This is a genomic window from Bradyrhizobium sp. 137 (genome assembly GCF_023074095.1).
Lineage (GTDB): Bacteria > Pseudomonadota > Alphaproteobacteria > Rhizobiales > Xanthobacteraceae > Bradyrhizobium.
Map to the genome: position 1 here is coordinate 64698 of NZ_JADPKU010000063.1, position 23635 is coordinate 88332.

The window sequence follows — 23635 nt, forward strand, 5'->3', positions numbered from 1 at the left end:
GAGCTACTGACTGGACGCCTTGAGCATCAGGCTGGCCACCTCGCCCGACATCATCAACCGGTTGCGCCCGGCTTCTTTCGCGGCGTAGAGCGCCTGATCGGCCGCCTCGACGAGCGAGGCCACGCCCGCCGTGCGCTCCAGCACCGGCCGGCAGGCGGCGCCTCCGAGCGAAGCGGTGACGCAACCGGTGGCACGGTTGGTGGTGTGGACGAGGCCCGCCTCGCGGATCGCCCGTCGAATCCGGTCGCCGATCCGGGCGCAGCCCTCGGCATCGGTGTTCGGCAGCAGCATCGCGAACTCCTCGCCGCCATAGCGCGCCGCCAGATCGCCGGGACGCTGCATCTCGGCCGCGATGACCTGCGCCACCCGGCGGAGGCAGGCATCGCCGGCGGGATGGCCATATTCGTCGTTGTAGGCCTTGAAGTGGTCGACGTCGACCATCAGCAAGGCGAGGCTGGCGCGGTCGCGATAGGCGCGCGCCCACTCGTCCTCAGACGTTCGTCGAAGCGGCGGCGGTTGGCAAGGCCGGTGAGGCTGTCCTCGATCGCGAGTGTCTCGAGCCTGGTCTCCAGCTTCTTGTGTTCGGTGATGTCGCGCGAGATCGCCACCACGCCGTCGATGTTACCGTTGGCCTTGCGTGTCACCCGCATGGTCGATTCGAGCCAGACTTCGCCGTTCTCCCGGTGCGAGTTGCGATAGACGAGGCGTGCCTCCTCCTTCTCGCCACGCTTCATGGCGTCGACGATCGCCTGAACCTGCGGCCGATCCTCCGGATTGACGCCCGCGAGCGCGGGCGTGCCGATCAGTTGATTGGCGCGCCAGCCGACGAGGCGCACCGACGAGGGCGAGACATAGCGCAGCCGCTCGTCGAGCCCGATGCGGGTCACCATGTCGCTGGAGCCTTCCGCGAGCAGGCGGAAGTGAGCCTCCTTTTCGATCAGGGCTGCGGCCATGCGCTGGCCCCGTTGCAGCTGCCGCACCAGTACGGCACCGATGACCGCGATCAGCATCACCAGGGCGACCACGTAAAGCATGCGGGAGATCGCGGCTGCGCGCCAGGGCGCCAGCAGTTCGTCCTTATCGACGGTGGCGAGCAGGACCAAGGGGTAACGGCTGCTGCGCTTGAAGAAGCTGACGCGCTGGGCGCCGTCCAGCGGCGACTTGAAATGATAGGCGCCGCCCGGCTGCTGCAGGCTGGCGTCGCGGAACAGCGGTGTGTCGCCGACGTTGCGGGCCACGAATTTGTCGTTACTCGGGTTGCGCGCAACGATCAGACCGTCGCCATGCGTCAGCGCCACCGAACTGTTGCGGCCGATCTCGAACTGCTCGTAGAAATGCGAAAGATATTCCGAGCTGATGGTCGCGAGCACCACGCCGCCGAAGCTGCCGTCCGGCTTGTTGAAGCGACGCGACAGGGTGACGACCCATTCGCCGTCCAGTAGGCTCTTCACGGGGCGGCCGACATGGGCCTCTCGTTTCGCAGAGAGCTGATGATGACGGAAGAACGCGTCGTCGCTGAAGGTCGAGCCGATCGTGCCGGGCAAGGTCAGCCAATTGCCCTGATCGTCGATGATGGCGAGGCTGTGAATGCGCTCAACGGCCCTCTTGCGCGCTTCCAGCAGGGTGCGCAGCTTCGCGATCGTGGCCGGGCCGGCGCCGTCCATCTCTAGCCGGCTGACGACGCCGACGACGCCCGAATCCAGCAGATCGAGGCTGTCCTCTGCATGCTGTGTCAGCGAACGGGCAACGTTCGCCATTTCGGTCTCGGCACCCTTGAGCACCGCATCGCGCGCGGCCCACTCGCGCCAGCCGCTGACCCCGAGAATGGTCACGCAGGTCAGCACGACGAACGCCGCCGCGCGCAGCGGCAGACGGCTCCATCCGGCTTTTTGGGTCGCAGCACTCATGCGGCAGAATTCTCCGATCTTTTCGGAAACTCTGCCGCTTCTGCCAGTGAACTCTGAAATAACCGCGGTAATGCGCGGCGATATGCGCTCTTTCCCGTAGTCGTACGGACGCAAGCATCAGCGCATTGCTAACAGAACATTACCGCGCCTCTCGGGAACGACTCCCGCCCGCTAGCTGAAGATGGCCTTGACTTTCTCCCAGAGCGTGGGGTGCTCGGCATCCGCATCCGCCTTCGAGGGTGTCGGTTGCGCGACGCTGACGGGATCGGAGGCCGGAAACGTATCCTTCAGACCGCCGTCGAGCTTGGCGTTGCGATCGGCGGCGAGCGCCTCGCGCAGGTCATCGGCATGCTTGTCGTGCGGCGCAGGGTTGAATCTCTCAGCCATGATCTCCTCCATTGGCTGGTCAACGCGGCCCGATTGCGCTGGTTCCCCTGTTCCGCTGGGGGCCGCGGCAGTGTATCAGGAGCCATAACTCTCTTCAGGACCATTCGTGCCCCAGTCTGCGTCAAAGCCCTTCATCGACGTGCTCTCCGGCCAGCGCCAGGCCATCCCGCCCATGTGGATGATGCGGCAGGCCGGCCGCTACTTGCCGGAATATCGCGAGGTGCGCGCCAAGGCGGGCGGCTTCCTCGATCTCTGCTTCAATCCGGAGCTTGCCGCGGAGGTGACGCTGCAACCCATCCGGCGATTCGGCTTCGATGCCGCGATCATCTTCTCGGACATCCTGGTGATCCCCTATGCGCTCGGCCGCTCCGTGCGTTTCGAGGTCGGCGAAGGCCCGCGGCTCGAACCGCTGGATGACGCGGCGAAGATTGCGACGCTGGCCGCGCGCGCCGACTTCTCCAAGCTCGCACCCGTGTTCGAGGCGCTGCGGATCGTGCGCGGCGCGCTCGCTCCCGAGATCGCGCTGATCGGCTTCTGCGGCGCGCCATGGACGGTAGCGACCTACATGGTCGCCGGCCAGGGCACGCCCGACCAGGCACCAGCGCGCCTGATGGCCTACCAGCATCCGGAGGCGTTTGCAGAGATTATCGACGTGCTGGTCGACAACTCGGTCGAATATCTGCTGGCGCAGCTCACCGCTGGCGCCGACGCCTTGCAGATCTTCGACACCTGGGCCGGCGTGCTGCCGCCGGCAGAGTTCGCGCGCTGGTCGATCGAACCGACGCGGCGCATCGTCGAAGGCGTGCGCGCCAAGGTGCCGGATGCGAAGATCATCGGCTTCCCGCGCGGCGCCGGCGCGCAGTTGCCTGGCTATGTCGAGACGACCAGCGTGAACGCGGTGAGCATTGACTGGACCGCGGAGCCGGCCTTCATCCGCGAGCGCGTGCAGAGCAAGGTCGCCGTTCAGGGTAATCTCGATCCGCTGGTGTTGATCACTGGGGGTACCGCCCTCGACCGGGCCATCGACGACGTGCTGGCGAATTTTGGGCAAGGGCGGCTGATCTTCAATCTCGGGCACGGCATCCAGCCGGAAACGCCGATCGCCCATGTCGAGCAGATGCTGAAGCGCGTGCGGGGCTGATTTATTTCGCAGGTGGGACGCGGCAAAACAAAAAGCGCGAAAACAACCCCATGCACAGTAGACAAGTCATTGAAAAATCTAAGCCAGCATGACTCACCCGGCGCGTTTGACACGTCGGGCAAAACAGGGGCACGATGACATCATCGCGGATTATGATCTCGCAGGCAGGCTAGCGCGGCCGGCTGCGCTCGATGATCTCGGCGGCACCCTTGGCCAGCAGATCCAGACCCACCGCACGACCGAGTTCGCGCGGGCGGTTGGCGGGGCCTGAACGCGAGGCCTCGATGATGGTGTTGCCGGAGAGGTCGAGCACGGACGCCGTCAGCGACATCCGATCGCCGGCGCTGGTCGAAAAGCTCGCCACCGGCGAATTGCAGTGGCCGTTGAGCACCCATAGCACTTCGCGCTCCGCGTTGGCACAGGCGTGCGCGGCGGGATCGTCGATCGATGCCAGGATTTGCCGCGTCTGCCAATCTTGCGCCGCGCATTCAACGGCGACGATGCCCTGGCCTGCGGCGGGCAGCATCTCCGCCGGCGTGAATTCGTAAGCGATGCGATGGGAAAGGCCGACGCGATCAAGGCCGGAGCGCGCCATGATCAGCGCATCCGCGGGACCCACCTCGCCACCATCGGGCAGATGCTGCTTCGTCTTGTTGTCGAGCTTGCGCACACGCGTGTCGGCCGCACCGCGAAAATGAATGATCTCTGCCTCCGGAAAGAGCCGACGCGCATAGGCTGCGCGCCGTACGGCATTGGTGCCGATCTTGAAGCCTCGGCCGCGCGTTTGCCGAAACGTCTCCAGCGTCACGCCATAACGCAGCACCAGCGCGTCACTGGGCGGATCGCGCGACAGCGTGGCGCCGATCACGAGGCCGGGCGTGTCCTCGTTGCCCGGCATGTCCTTAAGCGAGTGCATCGCCGCCTGCAATTCGCCCGAGAGCACGGCGGCGCGGATCTGCGCCACGAAGGCGCCGCCCTTGCCGCCGTGGGGCAGGAGTTTGCTGGTCTGGTCGAGATCGCCCGTCGTGTCGAATTTGACGATCTCGACGTCGAGATGGGGCACGGCGGCGGTCAGGCAGCGCACAATCTCTTCCGTCTGTGCCAGCGCCATCGCGCTCTTGCGGGTGCCGATCTTGAATCGCGTAGCCAAGTCTTTGTCCTCTCGAAGCGCGCGGGTTAGCGCGCGTCCTCCAATATCATGTCGGAGGCCTTTTCGGCGATCATGATGATCGGCGCGTTGGTGTTCCCGGACACCAGGTCCGGCATGACCGAGCCGTCGACGACGCGGAGGGCGTCAAGCCCCCTCACCTTCAGCCGTTGGTCGACCACCGCGAGCGCGTCGTTGCCCATACGACAGGTCGAGGTCGGATGGTAGATGGTGCTGCCGCGCTCGCGGCAAAAATCGAGCAGCTCGGCATCTGTGGATACTTTCGTGCCGGGATCGACCTCGCCAGCGACGAACGGCTTCAGCGCCGTCGCGCTCAGGATCTTGCGCAGGATCTTCAGGGCCTCGACGTTGGTGGTGCGGTCGGTCTCGGTCGACATGTAGTTGATGCGGATCTCCGGCGGCACGGTCGGGTCGGCACTTTTGATGCGCAAGGTCCCGCGGCTTTCGGGCCGGAGCTGGCATACGGAGGCGGTGAAGCCGGAGAAATCGTGCAGCTTCTCGCCCATCTTGTCGGTCGAGAACGGCAGGAAGTGCACCTGGATGTCGGGCGAAGCGAGCCGCGGGCTGGTCTTGAAGAACGCGCCTGCTGTGCCGGCCGCGATCGTCAGCCAGCCCTTCCGGAACAGCGCGTAACGTGCGCCCGCCATCGTGCGGCGCAGCGGATGATTGATGGTGTCGTTGAGCGTGATCTTCTGCGAGCAACGCATCACGATGCGGACCTGCATGTGGTCCTGAAGATCGTGGCCGACACCCGGCGCCTCCAGCACGACGTCGATACCATGCGTGCGGAGGAGATCGGCCGGGCCGACGCCGGAGAGCTGAAGCAGTTGCGGCGAGTTGTAGGCCCCGCTCGACAGCACGATTTCCTTGCGGGCCCGCGCGCGGCGCAAGGCCGCGCCTTGCCGGTATTCGACGCCGACCGCCCGCCGCCCTTCGAACAGGACGCGCCGAGCGTGTGCGGAGGTCTCGATCTTGAGATTGCTGCGCGACTTGGCGGGGCCAAGATAGGCCACCGCCGTCGAAGCGCGGCGGCCATTGCGCGTCGTGGTCTGGAATAGGCCGACGCCTTCCTGCGTGGCGCCATTGAAATCCGGATTGTAGGGCAGGCCGGTCTCGACCGCGGCGTCGATGAACGCCTTCGACAGCGGATCGGTCACGATCATGTCGGACACCGGCAGCGGGCCGCCGCTGCCGTGATATTGGTCGGCACCGCGCGTCTGGTTCTCGGCCTTCTTGAAGTAGGGTAGCACGTCGTCATAACCCCAGCCGGTGTTGCCGAGCTGGCGCCAGCGGTCGTAGTCCTCGTGCTGACCGCGGACATAGAGCAGGCCGTTGATCGAGCTGGAGCCGCCCAGCGTCTTGCCGCGCGGCTGGAAGACCTGGCGCCCCTTCAGCTCGGGCTCCGGCTCGGTCTGGTACATCCAGTTGACGGTCTTTTCCTTGAACAGCTTGCCGTAGCCGAGCGGCACGTGGATCCAGATGTTGGAATCCTTCGGGCCGGCTTCGAGCAGCAGCACGCTGTGCTTGCCATTCGCCGAGAGCCGGTGGGCGAGCACGCAGCCGGCCGAGCCGGCACCGACGATGATGTAGTCGAATTCGGGATCGGACGGCGCGTGGGAGGAATTTGCGTTCATGCGCTACTGTTCTTTTTGTTGGTGTTGGCGTTTCCAGCTTCGTCACTTAGCACAATCATGCATGCAGGCGCAGCGCCTCGACCAGCGACCTGAACGCACGGGCATATTCCGCGCCCGCCCTTGCGATATCAGCGCGCCCGGCGCAGGCGACCGCGGCCTCCGTGAGTGCGCCGAGCAGCAGCCGCGCCAGCGGCTCGACCGGCTGTCGCGCGATCAGGCCGGTCTCCATCGCCGCCGCAAGGGTGCGCGGCAGCTTGCCACCGAAGTGCTTGGCGTCGATCTCGCGCCAACGTTCCCAGCCGAGCACGGCTGGCCCGTCGCGCAGGATGATCTGGCCGGTGGGGCCCTTTGCCGTCGCCGCAAAGTAATGCTGGGTACCGGCAACCATAGCGGCGAGCACGTCCTTCTCGGCGCGCGCGGCGCTGTCGATCTCGACAACGAGGTCGCGCGAGACCTGGTCGAACACGGCTTCGAACACCGCCTCCTTGGTCTTGAAGTGATGATAGACAGCGCCCTTGGCGACGCGGGCCCCCTCCGCAATCTCGTCCATGGTGGTGGCGGCGAAGCCTTGTGTCCCGAATAGACGGCGCGCCGCCGTCAGGATCGCTTCCGTGGTCGCCGCCCGCCGCTCCGCCTGTTTCGCCATGTGTCTCGTCTGGGTTCAGAATACCTCTCCCTTCGGGAGAGGTGAGTTCTCGGCTCGCACCGGTTCAACTCACTCTCGCTTTAGTCGAGTTCGGCACAGGCGGCCAGTTGACTTTTCGACCACCGGTCGGTATTTACCGACTATCAGTCGGTTTTACTCGTGAGGTGTGCCATTGCCGAGTCGTGACATTGTCGAAGCGTTTGCGCAGCGGCTGGAAGCAGGAGACTTCATCGGCGCCATTGAACAGTTCTGCGCGCCTGAGGCCGTCACCTACGAGAACAACGCTGCTCCGACCGTTGGCCGCGATAAGCTCATCGCCAAGGAGCGCGGCGTGCTGGCGGCCTCGAAGGAGGTCAAGGCCGTGCGCATTGGGCCGAGCCTGATCGAGGGCGACCATGTCGCGACCCGCTGGTGCTTCAGCTTCACCAACGCCGAAGGGATCACCCGGACGTTCGACGAGGTCGCCTGGCAGACCTGGCGGGGCGATCAGCTGATCGAGGAGAGGTTCTATTATGACCCGAAGCAGTTGGGGCGATGATTGCGGACACCGGTGTCATCGCCCGGCTTGACCGGGCGATCCAGTACGCCGAGACGCCAATAGTCAATCGATAGGCCGCGGCGTACTGGATGCCCAGGCCGGGGCATGACAGCGGAGTTAGGGGCGAACATCATCCCCTGCCATAGCGCATTTGTATCGATTTGTTATCGATACCCTCGTTTCGAACACGCAGAAGTGGTCACGGCGGCGGTCGCAGCCGAGCATAATTCATAGTTCGTCAAAGGTTTGTAGCGAATTCTCAGCTTCTAGCCGGACCAACGGCCGATGCTGCCAGGCTCTCGAATGCGGACTCAAACGACCAGCTATTTCGCACGGCTGTTCGCCGGCGATCTGTCGGCGTTAGGCGGTCCTGCAACCGACGAGGCCGTCGCCGGTCATATTAGGGCCGAACAGATGTCGCTGGTGCTCGGCTATTCCGTCGGCATCATGCTGGCCAATGCCTGCAACGCCATCGTGCTGGCCATCGCGCTGTGGCAGTCGCCGGACCGGATGCCGGCCCTGATCTGGGCGGTCGCCGTGGCCGCCGCTGCGATCGCATTCGGCCTGCAATCCCACGCCACGCGCCGCATCACCAAGCCGCAATTCGTCTCGCGCCGTGCCATGCACCGGCTGGTGCGCAACGCCTTCATCCTTGGCGCGGCCTGGGGCATCGTCCCAGTCGCGTTCTTCTCCGACGCTTCGACCGGCGGCCAACTCGTCATCACGTGCCTGTGCTCAGGCATGCTGGCGGGCGGCGCGCTGGCCTTCGCGACGATCCCGATCGCGGCCATCGCTTTCACGGCGCCCATCTTCCTCGGCATCGCCATCTGCCTGGGCCGAAACGGCGATCTCGCCTTCCTGCTGATCGCATTCCTCGTCGTGGTCTACGGAAGCGTGCTGCTCCGCGGCGTGTTCGTCAATTCGTTCTCGTTCGCGCGTCGCGTGATGCAGCAGCTCGAGGCGGAGCGCACGGTGCGGCAGGATCCCCTCACCCATTTGCCCAACCGCGTCGCCTTCAACGAAACGCTCGATGCCGCGCTCAAACGGCTGGCGTTATCAGGTGAGGAATTCGCGGTGCTGCTGCTCGACCTCGATCGCTTCAAGGAGGTCAACGACCAGTTTGGTCATCCCGCCGGCGACGAATTCCTGGTCCAGGTTGCAAGCCGCCTGCAGCGTTGCACGCGCGCGGCCGAGCATGTCGCGCGCATCGGCGGCGACGAATTCGCGCTGGTCATGAACAATGTGGCGCGGCCCGAAGATGCGCTCGAGATCGCCGAGCGCTTCGTCGCGGCCTTCACGGAATCGTTCCAGATCGAGGGCCGCCAGATCGTCGGCGCGACCAGCGTCGGCATCGTGCTGGCGCCGCGCGACGGCAACACGCCGTTCGACCTCATGAAGAATGCCGACGCCGCGCTCTATCGCGCCAAGAAGACGGGAGCCGGCACGGTCTGCTTCTTCGAGACCAGCGACGACAAGGTGTCCCGCGACCGCAAGGCGCTGCAATCCGACCTCGCGGGCGCGATTGCGAGGGACGAGCTGTTCCTGGTGTTCCAGCCGTTCCTCGGTCTAGGCGACAACCGCATCACCGGCTTCGAGGCGCTGCTGCGCTGGCAGCATCCGGTACGCGGACTGGTGCCGCCGAGCGAATTCATACCGATCGCGGAGGAGACCGGGCTGATCCACGAGATCGGCGAATGGGTCATTCGCCGCGCCTGCACGACGGTGGCGCAATGGCCCGAACAGATCAGGGTCGCGGTGAACTTCTCCGCGGCACAATTTCACAACACCGGCATCCTCCAGACCATCGTGCAGGCGCTTGCCGACGCGAAGGTCTCTCCGAGGCGGCTCGAGATCGAGATCACGGAATCGATGCTGCTGTCGAAATACGGCTCGGCCGCATCGGTCCTGAATGCGCTGCTGGAGCTCGGCGTCACCGTGGCGCTCGATGATTTCGGGACGGGCTTCTCCTCGCTCACCTATTTACGCAAGCTGCCGTTCAGCCGTATCAAGATCGACCAGTCCTTCATCCGCGACGTGCTGGTGCAGCCGGACTGCGCTGCGATCGTGAAGTCGGTGGTCTCGCTCGCGCGGGACCTGCGCATCGGTGTCGTCGCTGAAGGCGTCGAGAGCTCCGACCAACTCGAATATCTGCGCCAGATCAGCTGCGACGAGGTGCAGGGCTATCTGATCAGCCGGCCGGTGGCGGCCGATGCCGTGCTGGCGCTGCTGGATACGAAGAAGGATCGGGCGATTTACGCGGCTTGAAGGCCGCAGTGTGAGATGCTGACGCTTCCACAGCGTCATGGCCGGGCTTGACCCGGCCATCCACGCTAACCAAAGGGCTCGAAGAACGTGGATGCCCGGGGCAAGCCCGGGCATGACGACCTCGCCTCAAATCGCGTCCGCCCGCAGCAGCGTATCCACGGTGATCGTGCCCCTCGCGCGGGAGACGCAGGCACAGATCTTCTGGTTGCTTTGCTTCTGATGGTCGCTGAAGAAGACGTCGCGATGGTCGATCTCGCCGTCGACCGCGACCACGTCGATGGCGCACAAGCCGCATTCGCCGCGCTTGCAATCATACATCACGTCGTGGCCGCTGGCGTTGAGCACGTCCAGCATCGAGCGTTCGCGCGGGATTTCGAGCTCGACATTTGAGTCCTTCAGACGCACCCGGAACGTCTCGGTCGGCAGCGTGCCGCTGGAGCCAAAGGTCTCGTAGCGGAGATCCGGAAGCGGATGGCCGGCGCCGATCCAGGCATGGCGCGCGGCATCGAGCAGGCGCATCGGGCCGCAGAACAGCGCGAGCGCGCCCTTGGGCGCCGACGCGAACAGGACGTCGAGATCGAGCCGGGCGCCTTCGTCGCTGGCATGAACGACCAGGCGATCGCCGAGCAGCGCGGCGAGATCATCGAGATAGGCGGCTTCGGCGCGCGAGCGCACGGCATAGTGCAGCGTGACGTCAGCGCCGCGGCGGGCCAGCGCCTGCGCGGCGCCAAGGATCGGGGTGATGCCGATGCCACCGGCGATCAGGCAATAGTTTTCCCGCCTCCAATCCACTGCAAGCAGCGAGGCGGGCTGGGTGATGTCGAGCCGCGCGCCTGGCTGCAATGACCACATGTAGCGCGAGCCGCCGCGGGGATCATCAGCGCGGCGCACCGCGATCTTGAAACCAGCCGAGGTGGCTTCGCCGACCAGCGAATAGGACCGCGTCTCCGGCAGGCCGTCGATGGTGACGTTGACATTGATGTGGCTGCCGACCGGGTAGGCGGCGCCATCGAACTGATCCGGCCGGATCAGGAATTCGCGGATGCTCGGTGCGAGATCGCGGGTCGAGACGAGCGTTGCCGGTATCCAGGTTTCGATGAAGCGCATGGCTGTGCCCTCAATCGGTTGCGGTCTTGATCAGCGCGAGCGCCGGCAAGAGGTCGAGATGGGTCCGGTTGCGCAGCGCGAGCCGCAGGTTGCGCACCGCGAGCCGTGCATGCTCGCGCATGACGGCCTCTGCGCGCGCGCCTTCGCGATTCTCGATCGCGTCAATCACGACACGATGATGCTCCTGCCCGATGATGAGGATCTGCTGCGCCTCGGGCAGCGCCGATTGCGCCATCACGAAGCCGCTGGGCGAGGCGAACGGCAGCGCGGAGGCGCGGTCGATCTGGCGAATCAACGGCGGGCTGCGCGACAATTCCGTGAGCAGCGCATGAAAGCGCGCATTCAGCGTGACATAGGACGAGAAGGAATCGACCGAGATCGGCACCTGGCGCAGCAATTCGTCGATCGCGGCGAGGCACTCCTTCAGCGGCTCGAGCTCGCGCGCGGAGACGCCGCGCTCGGCGGCGAAACGTGCGGCGAGGCCTTCCAGCGTGCCGCGCAGCTCGATGGAGTCGGAGATGTCGCGCTCCGAGAACGCCTTCACCATGAAGCCGCCGGAGGGGATCGCCTCCAAGAGGCCCTCCTCCTCCAGTCGCACCAGCGCCATGCGCACCGGCGTGCGCGAGGCGCCGGTGGTCTCCACCGCCTGGAGCTCGGAGATGCGTTCGCCCGGACGCAACACGCCCGACAGGATCTGGTCGCGCAGCGCGAGCTGCGCCTTCACGGTCTGCGAGACGGAGCGGTCGACCTCACGTTCGGCCATGTCGGCTATTCCGCGGCCTGGAGATGCTGCGGCGCGTTTTCCTTCGCCACCATGCGATCGATCAGCTTGCGCGTCCACATCGCGCCCGCATCGATGTTGAGATTGTAGAAGATACGATCCGGGTTCTCGTCCATCGCGCGCTGCTGCGCTTCGAGGATCAGCTCGTCCTCGTGAAAGATGCCGGAGACGCCCTCGCGGATCTCGGTGGTGATGCGCTGCTCACTGATGCGATAGTTGCGCACGAACGCCCAGAAATAATGGCAGGTCTTCTCGGTTTCCGGCGTGATGGTGTTGAGCACGAAACCGTTGACGCCCTGTGAGCGGTCGCCTTCCGGCGCGCCGGTGCCGGTCGGCGCCACGCCGACGTCGATGGCGATGGTGCACGGGGCTTCGAAGCGGATGATCTGCCAGCGGTCGACGAGACCGGGCTTGCCGAGTTGCTTGGCCCAGAACGGCGGCGGCTCGATGCCGCGCATCCAGCGCGTCACGGTCACCGTCTTCTCGCCATGGGTGACGTCGAACGGCGCCTCAGCCACCGCATCGTTACCGATGGAAGAGCCGTGCACAAAAGTCTCGTGGGTGAGATCCATGAGATTGTCGAGCACGAGGCGGTAGTCGCATTTGACGTGGATGGTCTTGCCGTCGCCAGCCCAGGCCGGATCGTGATTCCAGTGCATGTCCGGAACGAGCGCGGGATCGGCCAGCGCGGGATCACCCATCCAGAGCCAGATGTAGCGGTGACGCTCGACCACCGGATAGGCCCGGACACAGGCGGACGGATTGATGGTTTCCTGCGAGGGCATGAAGGTGCAGCGCCCTTGCGCGTTGTACTTCAGGCCGTGATAGCCGCAGATGACGGTGTCGCCTTCGAGCCGTCCCTTGGACAGCGGCACCAGGCGATGCCAGCAGGCATCCTCCAGCGCGGCCACCGAGCCGTCGGCCTTACGGTACATCACGACATGCTTGCCGCAGATCGTCCGCGGCAACAGCGCCGGCTTCACCTCGGCATCCCATGCCGCAGCGTACCAGGCGTTCATCGGGAAGGGCTTTGTCATCGGTCTCACTCCCACGGCTCCTGAATACGTTATGTATACAATAGCAGTGGAGTTGAAACCTTCAAGCTAAAAAGCGGCCCACTATAATACCTTTGCCAGTGAAGCTGTATACATATCCGGCCGGAGGTCTATTTTCCGCGAAGAGAGCAATAACCGCATGCGGCGCCCTCTTACCCTCCCCTGGAGGGGAGGGTCGCTTCGCATGGAGCGAAGCGGAATGCGGAGCGGGGTGGGGTGATCTCTCCACACGGGCCTACCCAAGAGGAAAGATCACCCCACCCCGCTCGCGCTACGCGCCATCGACCTCCCCCTCCAGGGGAGGATAAGAGAGCGTCCGCCGCCACAAGATGCCTTACGTCTCGAACACCTTCTTCAGCCCGGCCTTGGCCTCCTCCTGAATTCGCGTCAGGTGCTCGGTGCTGCGGAAGCTCTCGGCGTAGATCTTGTAGACGTCCTCCGTCCCCGAGGGCCTTGCCGCGAACCAGCCGAAATCGGTCTCGACCTTGATGCCACCGAACGGCTGGCCGTTGCCGGGCGCCTTGCTCAGGGTGGCGCGGACGGGGTCGCCGGCGAGATCTTTCAGGCCAAGTTGCTCGGGCGTGACCGATTTCAGGATGGTCTTCTGCGGCCCGGTGGCCGCGACGTCGGTACGCGCGTAATGGGGCACGCCGAACTCGGCGGTAAGGTCGCCAAAGAGCTGGCTGGGGTCACGGCCGGTCCTGGCCATGATCTCGGCAGCAAGTAGACCAAGAATGAGGCCGTCCTTGTCGGTTGTCCAGACCGTGCCGTCCCGGCGCAGGAACGAGGCCCCCGCGCTCTCCTCGCCGCCGAAGCCGAAGCCGCCGGTGAGGAGGCCGTCGACGAACCATTTGAAGCCGACCGGCGTCTCGATCAGCTTGCGGCCGAGCTTTTTCGCAACACGATCGATAATCGAGCTCGACACCACGGTCTTGCCGATCGCGGCATCCTTGCCCCAGTCCGGACGGTGCACGAACAGATAGGAGATCGCGGTCGCAAGATAATGGTTCGGATTCATCAGGCCGCCGGTTCGCGTCACGATGCCGTGGCGATCGGCGTCGGTGTCGTTGGCAAAGGCGACGTCGAAGCGGTCGCGCATCCCGATCAGGCTCGCCATCGCATAAGGCGAGGAGCAGTCCATACGAATCTTGCCGTCCCAGTCCACCGTCATGAAGCGGAAGGTCGGATCGATCGCCTCGTTCACGACGGTGGCCTTGAGGCCGTAGCGATCGATGATCGGATGCCAGTAATGCACGGCGGCACCGCCGAGCGGATCGATGCCGATCGTGACGCCGGCGGACTTGACCACGTCGAGATCGACGACATTGCCGAGATCGGCAACATAAGGTGTGATGAAATCGTAGGCGTGGACTTTCGAAGACTTGCGCGCCTTGGCGTAGTCGACGCGCTTCACGCTCCTGAGGGCATCGGCGAGATAAGCATTGGCGCGCTTCTCGACCACGCCGGTGACGTCGGCGTCGGCGGGGCCGCCATGCGGCGGGTTGTATTTGTAGCCGCCGTCTTCCGGGGGATTGTGCGAGGGCGTGATCACGACGCCATCGGCGAGGCCGCTCGTACGCCCCATGTTGTAGGTCAGGATCGCGTGCGAGATCACCGGCGTCGGCGTGTAGCCGCCGTCCTTGTCGATCATGACATCGACATCGTTGGCCGCGAACACCTCGACGGCGCTCGTGAGCGCGGGCTCTGCCAGCGCATGGGTATCGATGCCGATGAAGAGCGGGCCCGTCAGCCCCTTTTCTCGGCGGTAATCACAAATCGCCTGCGTGGTCGCGACGATGTGGCCCTCGTTGAAGGTGTTCTTGAACGATGTGCCGCGATGACCCGAGGTGCCGAACGCGACCCGTTGCGCGGAGTCGGCCGCGTCGGGCTTGCCGGCGAAATAGGCGGTCACCAGCCGCGGAATATTGGTGAGCGCGTCCGGCGAGGCCTGCTTGCCCGCCGCGGGATCAACATTAGCCACTGAAATACCTCGTCCTGTCGCAAGCGATCGCGGGATACAATAGCACCGACCGGCACCCCGCCAAGGGCACAACACGCGCGAAGGAGGGGGCGTTCCTTCCGCCGGCTGCGCCTCACACTCGGGTGTCGTTCTGATGAAACCGGCCCCACGAGGTGATCTGCGCATCTCGATGACGGAAGGCGAGCCAACCTAATCACCTCGCAGCTTGCCCCGCCGCGAGTTTCGCATCTAGTGTGCGTCGCAAGAGGCTGTATCTGGAGGAGCGCCATGGAGGTCATACTGCTCGGCACCGGCGGCCCACGCCCCGATCCGCGCCGGATGGCGACGACCACGCTGATCAGGCTCCACGACCAAAACATCCTGATCGACGCCGGCCGCGGCGTTATGGTGCAGCTCAGCAAGGCTGGCGTGCCGCTCGGCGCCATCAACACGGTCTTCCTCACCCATCACCATTTCGACCACATCGGCGATCTCTATGACGTGATGCTGAATTCGTGGATGCATGGACGCAAGGACGAGCTGCGCATCTATGGCCCGCCGGATACCGAACGACTGGTCAACACGCTGATCACGCAGGTCTACGACAAGGACATCATCTGGCGGGATCGGGGCGAGCCGACCTTCGGCGGCTGGAAACCGGTGGTCGCAACGGACATCGTGCCGGGTCCGGTTCTCGACACCGGCCGCTGGAAGATCAGCGCCGAACTCGTCTCGCATGGCGACGGTCTCGACATGCCGCCTGCCTTCCTCCAACGCTGGATGTGCCTCGGCTACCGCTTCGAGGCGGAAGGCAAGGTCATTGCGATTTCCGGCGACACCGTCCCCTGCCCCGGCCTCGAGCGATTGGCGGAGGGAGCCGACCTGCTCGTTCAGTGCTGCTTCCTCGCAACGCCGGAGATCAGCAACGAGCACCTGCGCCGGCTTGCGAAATTCACGATCGCCTGCGGCGACGCGGTCGGAAAAGTCGCGGCCAAGGCCGGCGTCAAGAAGCTCGCGCTGACCCATCACCGGCCGCGCACCGACGATGCCATGCTGAGCGCGCTGCTCAACGATGTCCGGCAGGACTACTCAGGTCCTGTCGTGCTCGGCGAGGACCTCACGCGGATCGAGCTCTGAGGGCGATCTCAGGACGATCCGGCTTCGATCCGGAACGACAAGCACTCTTGCGCACCCGGCGCGATATGCATCAGGCCGGGCTTCTCGGTGAACTCGCCGTCGAAGCCGGCGGGGCTGGCATGGCCGCGCCAGGGCTCGATGCAGAGGAACGGCGCGCCCGACGGTTTCGACCAGACGCCGAGTTCGCGAAAGCCGCGCCAGGACATTTTCAGCCAGGGCCCGGTTGCTGCGCCCTGCCCGGCGGCATAGCGGACCGAATTGCTCTCGATGCGGCCGAAGATGATGGCGTCATCCACGAACAGGGATTCGGACAGGGGCAGCGCTCTATCCTTGACCGGGCTCGGCTCCGTTGCCGCGCGCAGCAAGCCGCCGTCGAGACGGCGGACGGGAGCCGATTCCGCGTTTGCAAAGGTCAGCGCATAGCTCTCCTTCGCTCGTCCGGCTTGGAGCGGCCAGTTGAAGGCGGGATGGCCACCGAGCGAAGCCGGCAATGTCTCCTTGCCGGTATTGGCGATCGTGAACGTCAGATCAAGGCCGGAATCGTCGATCGCATAGGCAGCGGTGAGCCGGAATGCGAACGGATAGACCGCGCGCGTCGCCTCGCTGTCTTCGAGCACCAGCGTGCAGCGGCCCTCGCCGCGTTCTGTCCACGCGAAACGGCTGTCGCGCGCAAAGCCGTGCTGGGTCATGCGATAGGTCTTGCCCCGGTGCCGCAATTCGTCGTTGGCGAGGCGCCCGACGATCGGAAACAACAGCGGCGCATGGCGCGGCCATTCTGGCCCCGCCTGCCAGACGAATTCGATGCCGCCGCCGTCCTTGAGCGAGCACAGTTCGGCGCCATGCGCCTTGACGGTCGCGCTGAGCCGGCCGCTTCGAAGCGTGTAAGTGTCATCGCTCATGCGCCACATCTACACCGCGACCTCCCACGCAGCAAGGCGACGCCGGCAGAGGTGTGACGGTCATCGAAGGCGCTTGCTTGCGCAGAGCGTTGAAATGTAAAAGAAAATTTTGGTTCGTTCTGTGGACCATCGCTCGACACCGCGGCGACGCGCAGCAAATCGCATGATCAGCGCCTAGGTTGTCACGCCGTCGGACCTTCAGAGCCGTCGCGCTAGGCGGGATACAAAAGTAAGCCGCCGAGGTCCGCAACGCCCTCGACTTTGCCACAGGACTGAGGCGCAGCCGCGAACTCGAGCACCGAACACACCTTTGACCCGCAGTCCCAGATGTCCCAGCAGGGAGTCCTCTTAGGACGATGCGACCGGTTTAGACTCAGCACGACGGGATACCCCAGCGCCGGTGAGCTCGTCGGAATTGGAGTTGCGCAACAGGAACAACGACCTCCAGTCCCCCTGATGCCCGAATTCGATATAGCGATAGCTCAGGGCACTTAGCAGGATCGTTATTGCAAGATACGGAAATGAAAGTCGAAGCGTGTCTTGGAACGGAGACGTATCGGGCGGGATCATTTCAACCATGATGATCGAATGCCACGCATAGATGCTGTAGCACATGCATCCGACGATTTGAATGGGCCATGCCTCGAACAAGCGATTTGCGGACCATGCCCCGCACAACACCGCCAGCAGCACCATGGAAAACCCGGCGCAAAAGATCGTGGCGTAGAGAATGCTCACAGCCCAGGGGCCGTTATCCTTGAGATATATGGCGGCGATCATCAGCAGCAGTCCGGGCAGCAGCCCCCGCGACTGAAATCTCCTAAGTGAAACGCTGTCCCTGGACTTGACGTAGAGATCGCAAACCAACATTCCGAAAATGAACTGGTAACACGACCCAAATATTCCGCCCACAAACGGGCGAAACATCCCAATCCGATCCACCGCGATAAGATGCCCAGCCATCACAAAAGCTGAGCAGATGACGACGCTCAAGAGCAACAGCCTTCGAAGGCCGAAGCGCGCGATCAGAAGAATCAGCAGCGGAAATAAAAGGCTGAACCAGATTTCAACGCCTACGGACCACAATACGGGATTGGAGGGCGGCATAAACCCGTGCGGCACAAAAATGAAGAGCGTAGATAGGAGTCCGCCGAGCTCCAGATACCACGCGTGCGACCCAGCGGGCGACTTGGCATGGAGTGCAACCGTCACGAGGACAACCGTATAGTAAAGTGGAAGCAACCGGGCTGCGCGATGCCAATAGAAATGCGGGAAGTCGGCGAGCCGATCGATGGCCCGCTTCTTGGTGCGATAGGGCAGGTAAAGAACGAATCCGGAGAGCACAAAAAAGATATTTACGCCCAAGAAGCCGTGCTTTGCGACAATGGCCAAGAGACCATTCGGATCAAGTTCGCCGGGAAACGCCGGCGCGCTGGATGTAAACGGAACAAGCAAGTGAAAGAGGATCACCATCAGGATGGCGAGTCCGCGAAAACCGTTGACCGCCCCGATCTTCTGCGCGCGACTACCGGCTATGATGGTGGAACCTGGGGATTGTAACGACAAGACGGCGATCTCGGTATTCTGGTTGCCTGTTGCGATGCTCGCTACGTTGAGCGACCTGTCAATCGATGGCTGTCGCATCACTCTCGACGCGTGCGATGCCAAACTGGGGGCGCGTTAACCAGCAACTTGGCGCCTCGGCGGATCACAGCGAATATCTCGTATCGCGAACACCTCACCACTCGTTGGAAGCGATCCTCAGGCGAGCGCAGCCTCACCCGGACACGCCGAACGACGTGCCTTCAAATCGTCAATTACGGCATCTATCAACTACAGGATATGGACGGTAGCAGGTTAACTCTGAGGCAGAATTATGAGTGGGCGCGTATAGTTTGATGGTTGGGCTCCTCATCATATTTGTTCTGCTCGCGATTGGCTTCGCGGCCGGCTACGGCACGCGTGAGCTGATCTCTCGTAAGCGGCACGCCGAGTACCTGAACTTGCAGCCCTACGTTTCGCCCGAGCTCAGAACCAGGCGACCATCTTCGGATGAAAGCACCAGGACGCGATACGCCACACCTCAACCCACAATGACTGAGCAGACGAACTATGACATGCCTCAGTCGCTTAAACCCGTATCCATTCGGGAGCCGAAGCCAGCGAAATCCGCGCCTGCCGGCGCAAGCTTGCGTCTGATCGAGCCGCATTCCTCTGAGCCCGATACCGGATCTTTGCAGTCCGTGGACATTGAGCAGAGCCTCGAAGAACTAGTCGGGCTCCTGCTGCGTAAAAAGCAGGGGGGCTAGGACCGGTCTCCTCCGGGGCGCCTTGCTCACAAGCCTCTTGCCGCATTTGCGAGTCCGCCAGTTGCGGAGGTCGAGCACACCGGGGGAAAGTAAACCCCTGGAACCGAAAAGCACCAAGTTGTCAGCAGGAGAACTCCGGAATCCAGGGGATCGCGCCGACGACCGAGCACGTTCCAGAACAGAGCCGCCCGCCCGCAGCGCAGCGGCAGCCGCACCAAAGACTGGCGATGGCCGTACAAAAGTGGTATGTTTTTAGCGGCTCTGTGGCTACAATACGGCCCGTCATGCGTCCGGAACATCTCTGGTGCAAGAGCAGGAGGGCAGATTTTGGTCGTGCTGATGATCGCAAGCGCCGTGGCGGGTGTTCTTCTGGGGCGTTTTCTTCGCGCATACGCTCTTATTCCCGCAACGATGCTGATCCTGGTTGCAGCGTGGTATTTGGGCCTTGAGCAGGGTTTCGCCACGGGCGCGATAGCCTTCGTCGCCAGCGCGGTAATTTTGCAAGTCGTCTATTGCGCGAGCCTGCTGATCTATCTGCTCATCGCGAACCTCTCGGTGCTCGACCAGGTGCAGTCGGAGGCATCACCGCAGATGCCTGAATCGCAAATCGCAGTCTAGTCAGCCCCCTATCATGAGCGGCCAGCGAGAATGTTGTCGCATGGTCGTACATTGTTACATCCTTCTGTAGAAGCTCCGCACCTGCTTAATTGCCATGCAGTTCATCCCGCGGGGCCGCATTCCCGCCGGTGTGCTTGTGAGCGCTTCATTTACGCGGCATTGATCCCGTGCACGCGTTCTGCTCCGCAGAAACCGTTGGCCACAGCTCTAATCTGCTCAATGGCTCGAAAGATCTCCTGCACCAAATTGAATACGCGTGGCGGAGGCTTCTTCTTTGACTTTGATTTCGGCTCCTTGAAACTTCCGCGGAATAGCTGTGTTGCACAAAGCCGACCGGGCAAAATGCCTTTGCACGACACGACGCGCGACAAGCTGGAGCGACACATCAAGTATGCTCAAGACGTTTGGGAATGAAGGGCAATGCAATCAATTTGGAACCGACGCGACGCCGCCGGCCGATATTCCTCTTGCAAAGAAGAAGCGCCTATTTGTAGCTCGCCACGCACTTATGAGGCTAGATCAACCCGCTGAGACAACGTGACCGTCCATAGCACCTATATTCGCCGTCTTTATCGTAGATAATGCAGATGTGATCGGTTGGCTGGAAAATCTAAAATGGAATTGCCGGCGAGAGCAGCGGCGGGCGGCAATGGCGCGCAGAACGCGTTACAAGAGTCGATCGTAACGGGTCAAGCGGCTGTCGCACTTTTGACGCCAACGCGATCACGGACCAAGCAGCGCCCCGATCCGGTCATTCACCGGATTGATACCCGGCCCCTCGACTTCGGCGTCGATGAGATCGTAGCTGTCGGCAAGCTCCGCAACGAGATGCTGCGATTACCCGATTTCCTGCGCCATCATCGCCGGCTCGGAGTCGGACGTTTCCTCGCGATCGATGACCGTTCGGACGACGGCACGCGAGCATTCCTGCTCGATCAGCCGGATGTTCACGTGTTCGAGATTCGGGAGCCTTTTGCAGAATCAAGTGGTGGTGCGCGTTGGACCAGCGCCGTGCTCGACCAATTCGCGCCAGGACGGTGGGCGCTGACGCTCGACGCAGACGAACTCTTCGTCTACCCCGGCTGCGAACGTTTTGATCTTCGATGGTTGTGCCGTTATCTGGAGAGCACCGGCGCTGATTGCATGACCGCGGAAATGGTCGATATGTATCCACGCTGGCTCGGCGGTCCGGAGCGCTACCATGCCGGCGAGAGCCTCATCGCTTTCTCCCCCTACTTCGATTCCGACACCTATGTGAAGCGCCGTCGGCGCGGCTTTCCGACCAACTACCTGGTGGGTGGTGCGCGAGCGAGGCTGTTTTATGACGAACCGATGCCGCCAAAGATCGCTCTTTACGACGCACTTGTACAGTTGCTTGAGCCATACGGGCTGGCGCGGCTGCTGCCTGCAGTTAACATAACGCGCTGGCAGCCACCGCTGCTCACTAAAGTGCCGCTCGCCCGATGGTCGCCCGGCCGTCGCTATATCGCCGCCGGTCACCTGATGGCCCCACCAGGCAAGGCAAGCGACGTCACAGGCGCCCTGCTCCATTTCAAATTTCTTCACGACTTCACCGATAAGGTCGCAATCGCGGTCCGTGAGGGGAACTACTATCTCGGCTCGGTCGAGTATCAACGCTACGCGGAGCGGCTCGATCAGAATCCGTCATTCGAGCTCATCTATCCCAATAGCCTGATCTACCAATCATCAGACGATCTTGTCCGTTGCGGTCTGATGCGTCTCTCCCCGGCCTACCAGGCCGCGACGCGACAACCCTGACACCGCTTTCTGCACAGGAGGCGCGCTGGAGCCTTCCTCCAATCGTTACCGGACCCCGTCGTTGTGCTTGATGTGTTCGTCGGAAGGACCGACCGATATCTGCTGTTCTGGAGCATTGATTTCATCGATCAGCTTGCGGCCGAGAAGCCGAAGGAGAAGCTTCCTTCCGCGCACCAGCACTGGATAAATTGCCCTTGCGAGGCGGGGCCGGGAGAACACGAGCCGATTGAGGCGATTGAAGACGGTCGCCTCCCCGGCAAGCGTTGCCAGCAGATGCATTGCAGCGGCCCCATAGTAGTGCCGCCCACGCCAGCGAACCACCATGCCTTCATTGAGATCGAGGTTGCGCGCGCGGATATCGCGCACGATTGGATGCTCCGAACGCGCGTCGATCAGGTGAATGCGCTGCCCACGCTCCCGCAACTGGTACAGCAGAACATAGCGGCTGCATAACGGGCATTCGCCGTCATAGACCACCCAGATATCGTCATCACTATGGGTCAATTCGATAGTCCGTTCGCTTCCGAACGTCGCGCACAAGCTTGCCCTCCGCCAGGCCGAGGCATACTGAGTCCACCACATAGTGATAGGCGACAATATCGTCCATGGTCAGCTTGTTGAATTCGCCGTACAGCCATGGATTGGACAGCATGTGGTGCGGATAGGCATAAAAACTGTTGTTATCCTTCACCCAGGGATAGACACGGAAAAAGCGATCCGTCTCGCGGACCATTTTTTCCACGGCCTCCATGGCTACGCCTGTGTCCTGACGCGGAAGGATCTCCGGGCCGCAGGTGGTCGCGTCGTGCCAAGTCGCAAGATCGTGGTTGTTGCCGCCAACGCGAGCCCGGAAATGATTCTCAGGGATGTACATGGTTCCGGTCCCGATCATGTACGAGTAGATGCCGAAATACGTGGAAGGCGCGAGAACCTGGCGACCATCGCGGGTCTCGACGAAAAGCCGCGGGCTTGCCAGCTTCGGCCCGTCCAGCCATCCAAGGTAATTGGTGTAGAAGAAGAACCGGCCACAAATGACGGTCACGACCATCACAACCTTCATCGCCGGGGTGAACCCATCACGCGGCAGCGTGCGTGCCGCGGCTACGATGAACACGTTGAGCGCAATCCAGAAGAAGAACAGAGCCCCCAGTGTGAAGTACACGCCGATGTGGAAGATGTCGAACAGCAGGCAGAAAAACGACAGCGCGCGCGTCGAGATCGCAGCCAAGGGCGACAGGAGCTGGGCACCCAGCACGAAGACGTTGAAGATCAGCTGGTTGCTCACGATCGCGTCCCAGATAGTCTGCAACGCGCCCGGCCATAGGCCGAGCGGGGCGTCGCCGCGTTCGAGACCCATCAGGATTGAGGTTTGCGTGGGATTTGCGAGCAGCCAGGTCCATGGCTTCTCGCCACCAGCCTGCAGCTTTGCGATTCCCGACCAGAAATAGCTGCCGAGATGCGCCCCGACGGCGCACGCCCAAATCAAGCCATAGGCGCGATCGCGAAGCTGCTTCACGTTATCTGCAGAAGCGAACAGAGTTCGCAGCCACGGCACGCGATCCATCACCCAGGCGCTGGTGAGGACGATCGTGCCGAGCACGCCAAGGACGGCGAAGTTACCGACGTCGAGCATCCCGAGATAATCGGTCTCGGTCACGAAGATGCCGGACACGACGCTCACCATTTCGCGCCATGCATGATAAAAATAGAACAGCGGCACCAGAAATGAAGGACGCCAGATCGCGGCTATTCCTGCCACAACCGCAAGCACTGCACCGTAGCGGAAGAACAGACTTTTGTCGCTCGAACCGAACAGGATGTTGGGGGGCCCTGCGAAAGGCCCCAATGAATCGAACAGCAACTGCACGAAAATCGTCATTCCGATCGCGAGGGCGGTGATCCGCAATGGCGGCGAGAAATCACGGTAGCGAATGGAGTTGAAGGCGAGCGCGCCGGCAAATGCCAAGCAAACCAGCACCAAAGCGTAAATGTCAGACCAGCGCGCGAGGTGCGTGACGGCCCGCCGCGAAATCGCAGAAAGAATGACGGCTACTGCAAGAAGGAAGAGAGGTCCCGCGAGCGACGAGACGCTAGACCGCGCTCCTTGCTGTGATGCAACGGTATACAACGCCATCCCGTCTGGGACCTCCGGAGCTTCGCCCAACCGAACATTATAGAATCACTAGCCATCTGCAAGCATCGCAAGCGCAGCTCGTCCTTCTCCCGGTGCGAGTGCCAACGAAATCATCCCGCGGGAACCTCAACACTGCGAATTGAATATGACAAACTGCGGGCATTGATGTG

The 23635-nt window shown here is 62.9% G+C and carries 18 protein-coding genes and 1 pseudogene; 6 read left to right on the top strand and 13 right to left on the bottom strand.

Annotated elements, in window-relative coordinates; all coding sequences use genetic code 11:
- Positions 1-3 precede the first annotated feature (3 nt).
- Positions 4-1907 (bottom strand): annotated as a pseudogene (locus tag IVA78_RS19555) (diguanylate cyclase).
- Between the two features lie 171 nt (positions 1908-2078).
- A complete protein-coding gene (locus tag IVA78_RS19560) occupies positions 2079-2294 on the bottom strand; it encodes a hypothetical protein (RefSeq protein ID WP_247279537.1) in 216 nt (71 codons plus the stop codon).
- A 106-nt stretch (positions 2295-2400) separates the two neighbouring features.
- Here IVA78_RS19560 and hemE point away from each other — a divergent pair, with 106 nt between their 5' ends.
- A complete protein-coding gene (gene hemE / locus IVA78_RS19565) occupies positions 2401-3435 on the top strand; it encodes a uroporphyrinogen decarboxylase (RefSeq protein ID WP_247467094.1) in 1035 nt (344 codons plus the stop codon).
- Positions 3436-3604: 169 nt separating this feature from the next.
- On the opposite strand, the gene hemC is transcribed toward hemE, so the two are convergent.
- From hemC to IVA78_RS19580, 3 genes are read right to left on the bottom strand one after another with little or no spacing between them, the layout of a single operon-like run.
- Positions 3605-4585 carry a hydroxymethylbilane synthase gene (gene hemC / locus IVA78_RS19570; protein WP_247467097.1) on the bottom strand — a complete coding sequence of 327 codons (981 nt, stop codon included), beginning with the start codon at positions 4583-4585 and terminating at the stop codon, positions 3605-3607.
- Between the two features lie 26 nt (positions 4586-4611).
- Positions 4612-6237: a choline dehydrogenase gene (locus IVA78_RS19575; protein ID WP_247467098.1), complete on the bottom strand. Its 1626-nt coding sequence runs from the start codon at positions 6235-6237 to the stop codon at positions 4612-4614.
- Between the two features lie 55 nt (positions 6238-6292).
- Entirely contained in the window at positions 6293-6883 is a 591-nt protein-coding gene (locus IVA78_RS19580) for a TetR/AcrR family transcriptional regulator (protein ID WP_247467100.1), read from the bottom strand.
- 172 nt (positions 6884-7055) lie between these two features.
- Here IVA78_RS19580 and IVA78_RS19585 point away from each other — a divergent pair, with 172 nt between their 5' ends.
- Positions 7056-7421: a nuclear transport factor 2 family protein gene (locus tag IVA78_RS19585; protein WP_247467101.1), complete on the top strand. Its 366-nt coding sequence runs from the start codon at positions 7056-7058 to the stop codon at positions 7419-7421.
- Between the two features lie 303 nt (positions 7422-7724).
- On the top strand, positions 7725-9686 hold the full coding sequence (locus IVA78_RS19590; RefSeq protein WP_247467105.1) for an EAL domain-containing protein: 1962 nt from the start codon (positions 7725-7727) through the stop codon (positions 9684-9686).
- Between the two features lie 126 nt (positions 9687-9812).
- On the opposite strand, the gene IVA78_RS19595 is transcribed toward IVA78_RS19590, so the two are convergent.
- From IVA78_RS19595 to pgm, 4 genes are all read right to left on the bottom strand, one after another.
- A complete protein-coding gene (locus IVA78_RS19595) occupies positions 9813-10793 on the bottom strand; it encodes a PDR/VanB family oxidoreductase (protein ID WP_247467108.1) in 981 nt (326 codons plus the stop codon).
- Positions 10794-10803: 10 nt separating this feature from the next.
- On the bottom strand, positions 10804-11556 hold the full coding sequence (locus IVA78_RS19600; protein ID WP_247279529.1) for a GntR family transcriptional regulator: 753 nt from the start codon (positions 11554-11556) through the stop codon (positions 10804-10806).
- Positions 11557-11561: 5 nt separating this feature from the next.
- Positions 11562-12611, bottom strand: coding sequence for an aromatic ring-hydroxylating dioxygenase subunit alpha (locus IVA78_RS19605; protein WP_247279528.1), 1050 nt, complete (start codon positions 12609-12611; stop codon positions 11562-11564).
- A gap of 352 nt (positions 12612-12963) precedes the next feature.
- Positions 12964-14610, bottom strand: coding sequence for a phosphoglucomutase (alpha-D-glucose-1,6-bisphosphate-dependent) (pgm, locus tag IVA78_RS19610; RefSeq protein ID WP_247467111.1), 1647 nt, complete (start codon positions 14608-14610; stop codon positions 12964-12966).
- Between the two features lie 267 nt (positions 14611-14877).
- On the opposite strand from pgm, the gene IVA78_RS19615 reads away from it, so the two are divergent.
- Positions 14878-15726, top strand: a complete 849-nt coding sequence (locus IVA78_RS19615; RefSeq protein WP_247467114.1) for an MBL fold metallo-hydrolase — start codon at positions 14878-14880, stop codon at positions 15724-15726.
- Between the two features lie 8 nt (positions 15727-15734).
- On the opposite strand, the gene IVA78_RS19620 is transcribed toward IVA78_RS19615, so the two are convergent.
- Positions 15735-16625, bottom strand: coding sequence for an aldose 1-epimerase family protein (locus IVA78_RS19620; RefSeq protein ID WP_247467118.1), 891 nt, complete (start codon positions 16623-16625; stop codon positions 15735-15737).
- 348 nt (positions 16626-16973) lie between these two features.
- On the bottom strand, positions 16974-18269 hold the full coding sequence (locus tag IVA78_RS19625) for an acyltransferase (RefSeq protein WP_247467121.1): 1296 nt from the start codon (positions 18267-18269) through the stop codon (positions 16974-16976).
- Positions 18270-19261: 992 nt separating this feature from the next.
- Between IVA78_RS19625 and IVA78_RS19630 the strand changes: the two genes are divergently transcribed.
- Complete coding sequence (locus tag IVA78_RS19630) at positions 19262-19552, top strand: hypothetical protein (protein WP_130211929.1); 291 nt, start codon at positions 19262-19264, stop codon at positions 19550-19552.
- 615 nt (positions 19553-20167) lie between these two features.
- Positions 20168-21331 carry a glycosyltransferase family 2 protein gene (locus IVA78_RS19635; protein WP_247279523.1) on the top strand — a complete coding sequence of 388 codons (1164 nt, stop codon included), beginning with the start codon at positions 20168-20170 and terminating at the stop codon, positions 21329-21331.
- 45 nt (positions 21332-21376) lie between these two features.
- On the opposite strand, the gene IVA78_RS19640 is transcribed toward IVA78_RS19635, so the two are convergent.
- Entirely contained in the window at positions 21377-21835 is a 459-nt protein-coding gene (locus tag IVA78_RS19640; protein WP_247467123.1) for a DCC1-like thiol-disulfide oxidoreductase family protein, read from the bottom strand.
- Positions 21825-23465 carry a hypothetical protein gene (locus tag IVA78_RS19645; RefSeq protein WP_247467126.1) on the bottom strand — a complete coding sequence of 547 codons (1641 nt, stop codon included), beginning with the start codon at positions 23463-23465 and terminating at the stop codon, positions 21825-21827. The genes IVA78_RS19640 and IVA78_RS19645 overlap by 11 nt, the downstream gene beginning before the upstream one ends.
- Between the last annotated feature and the right edge of the window lie 170 nt (positions 23466-23635).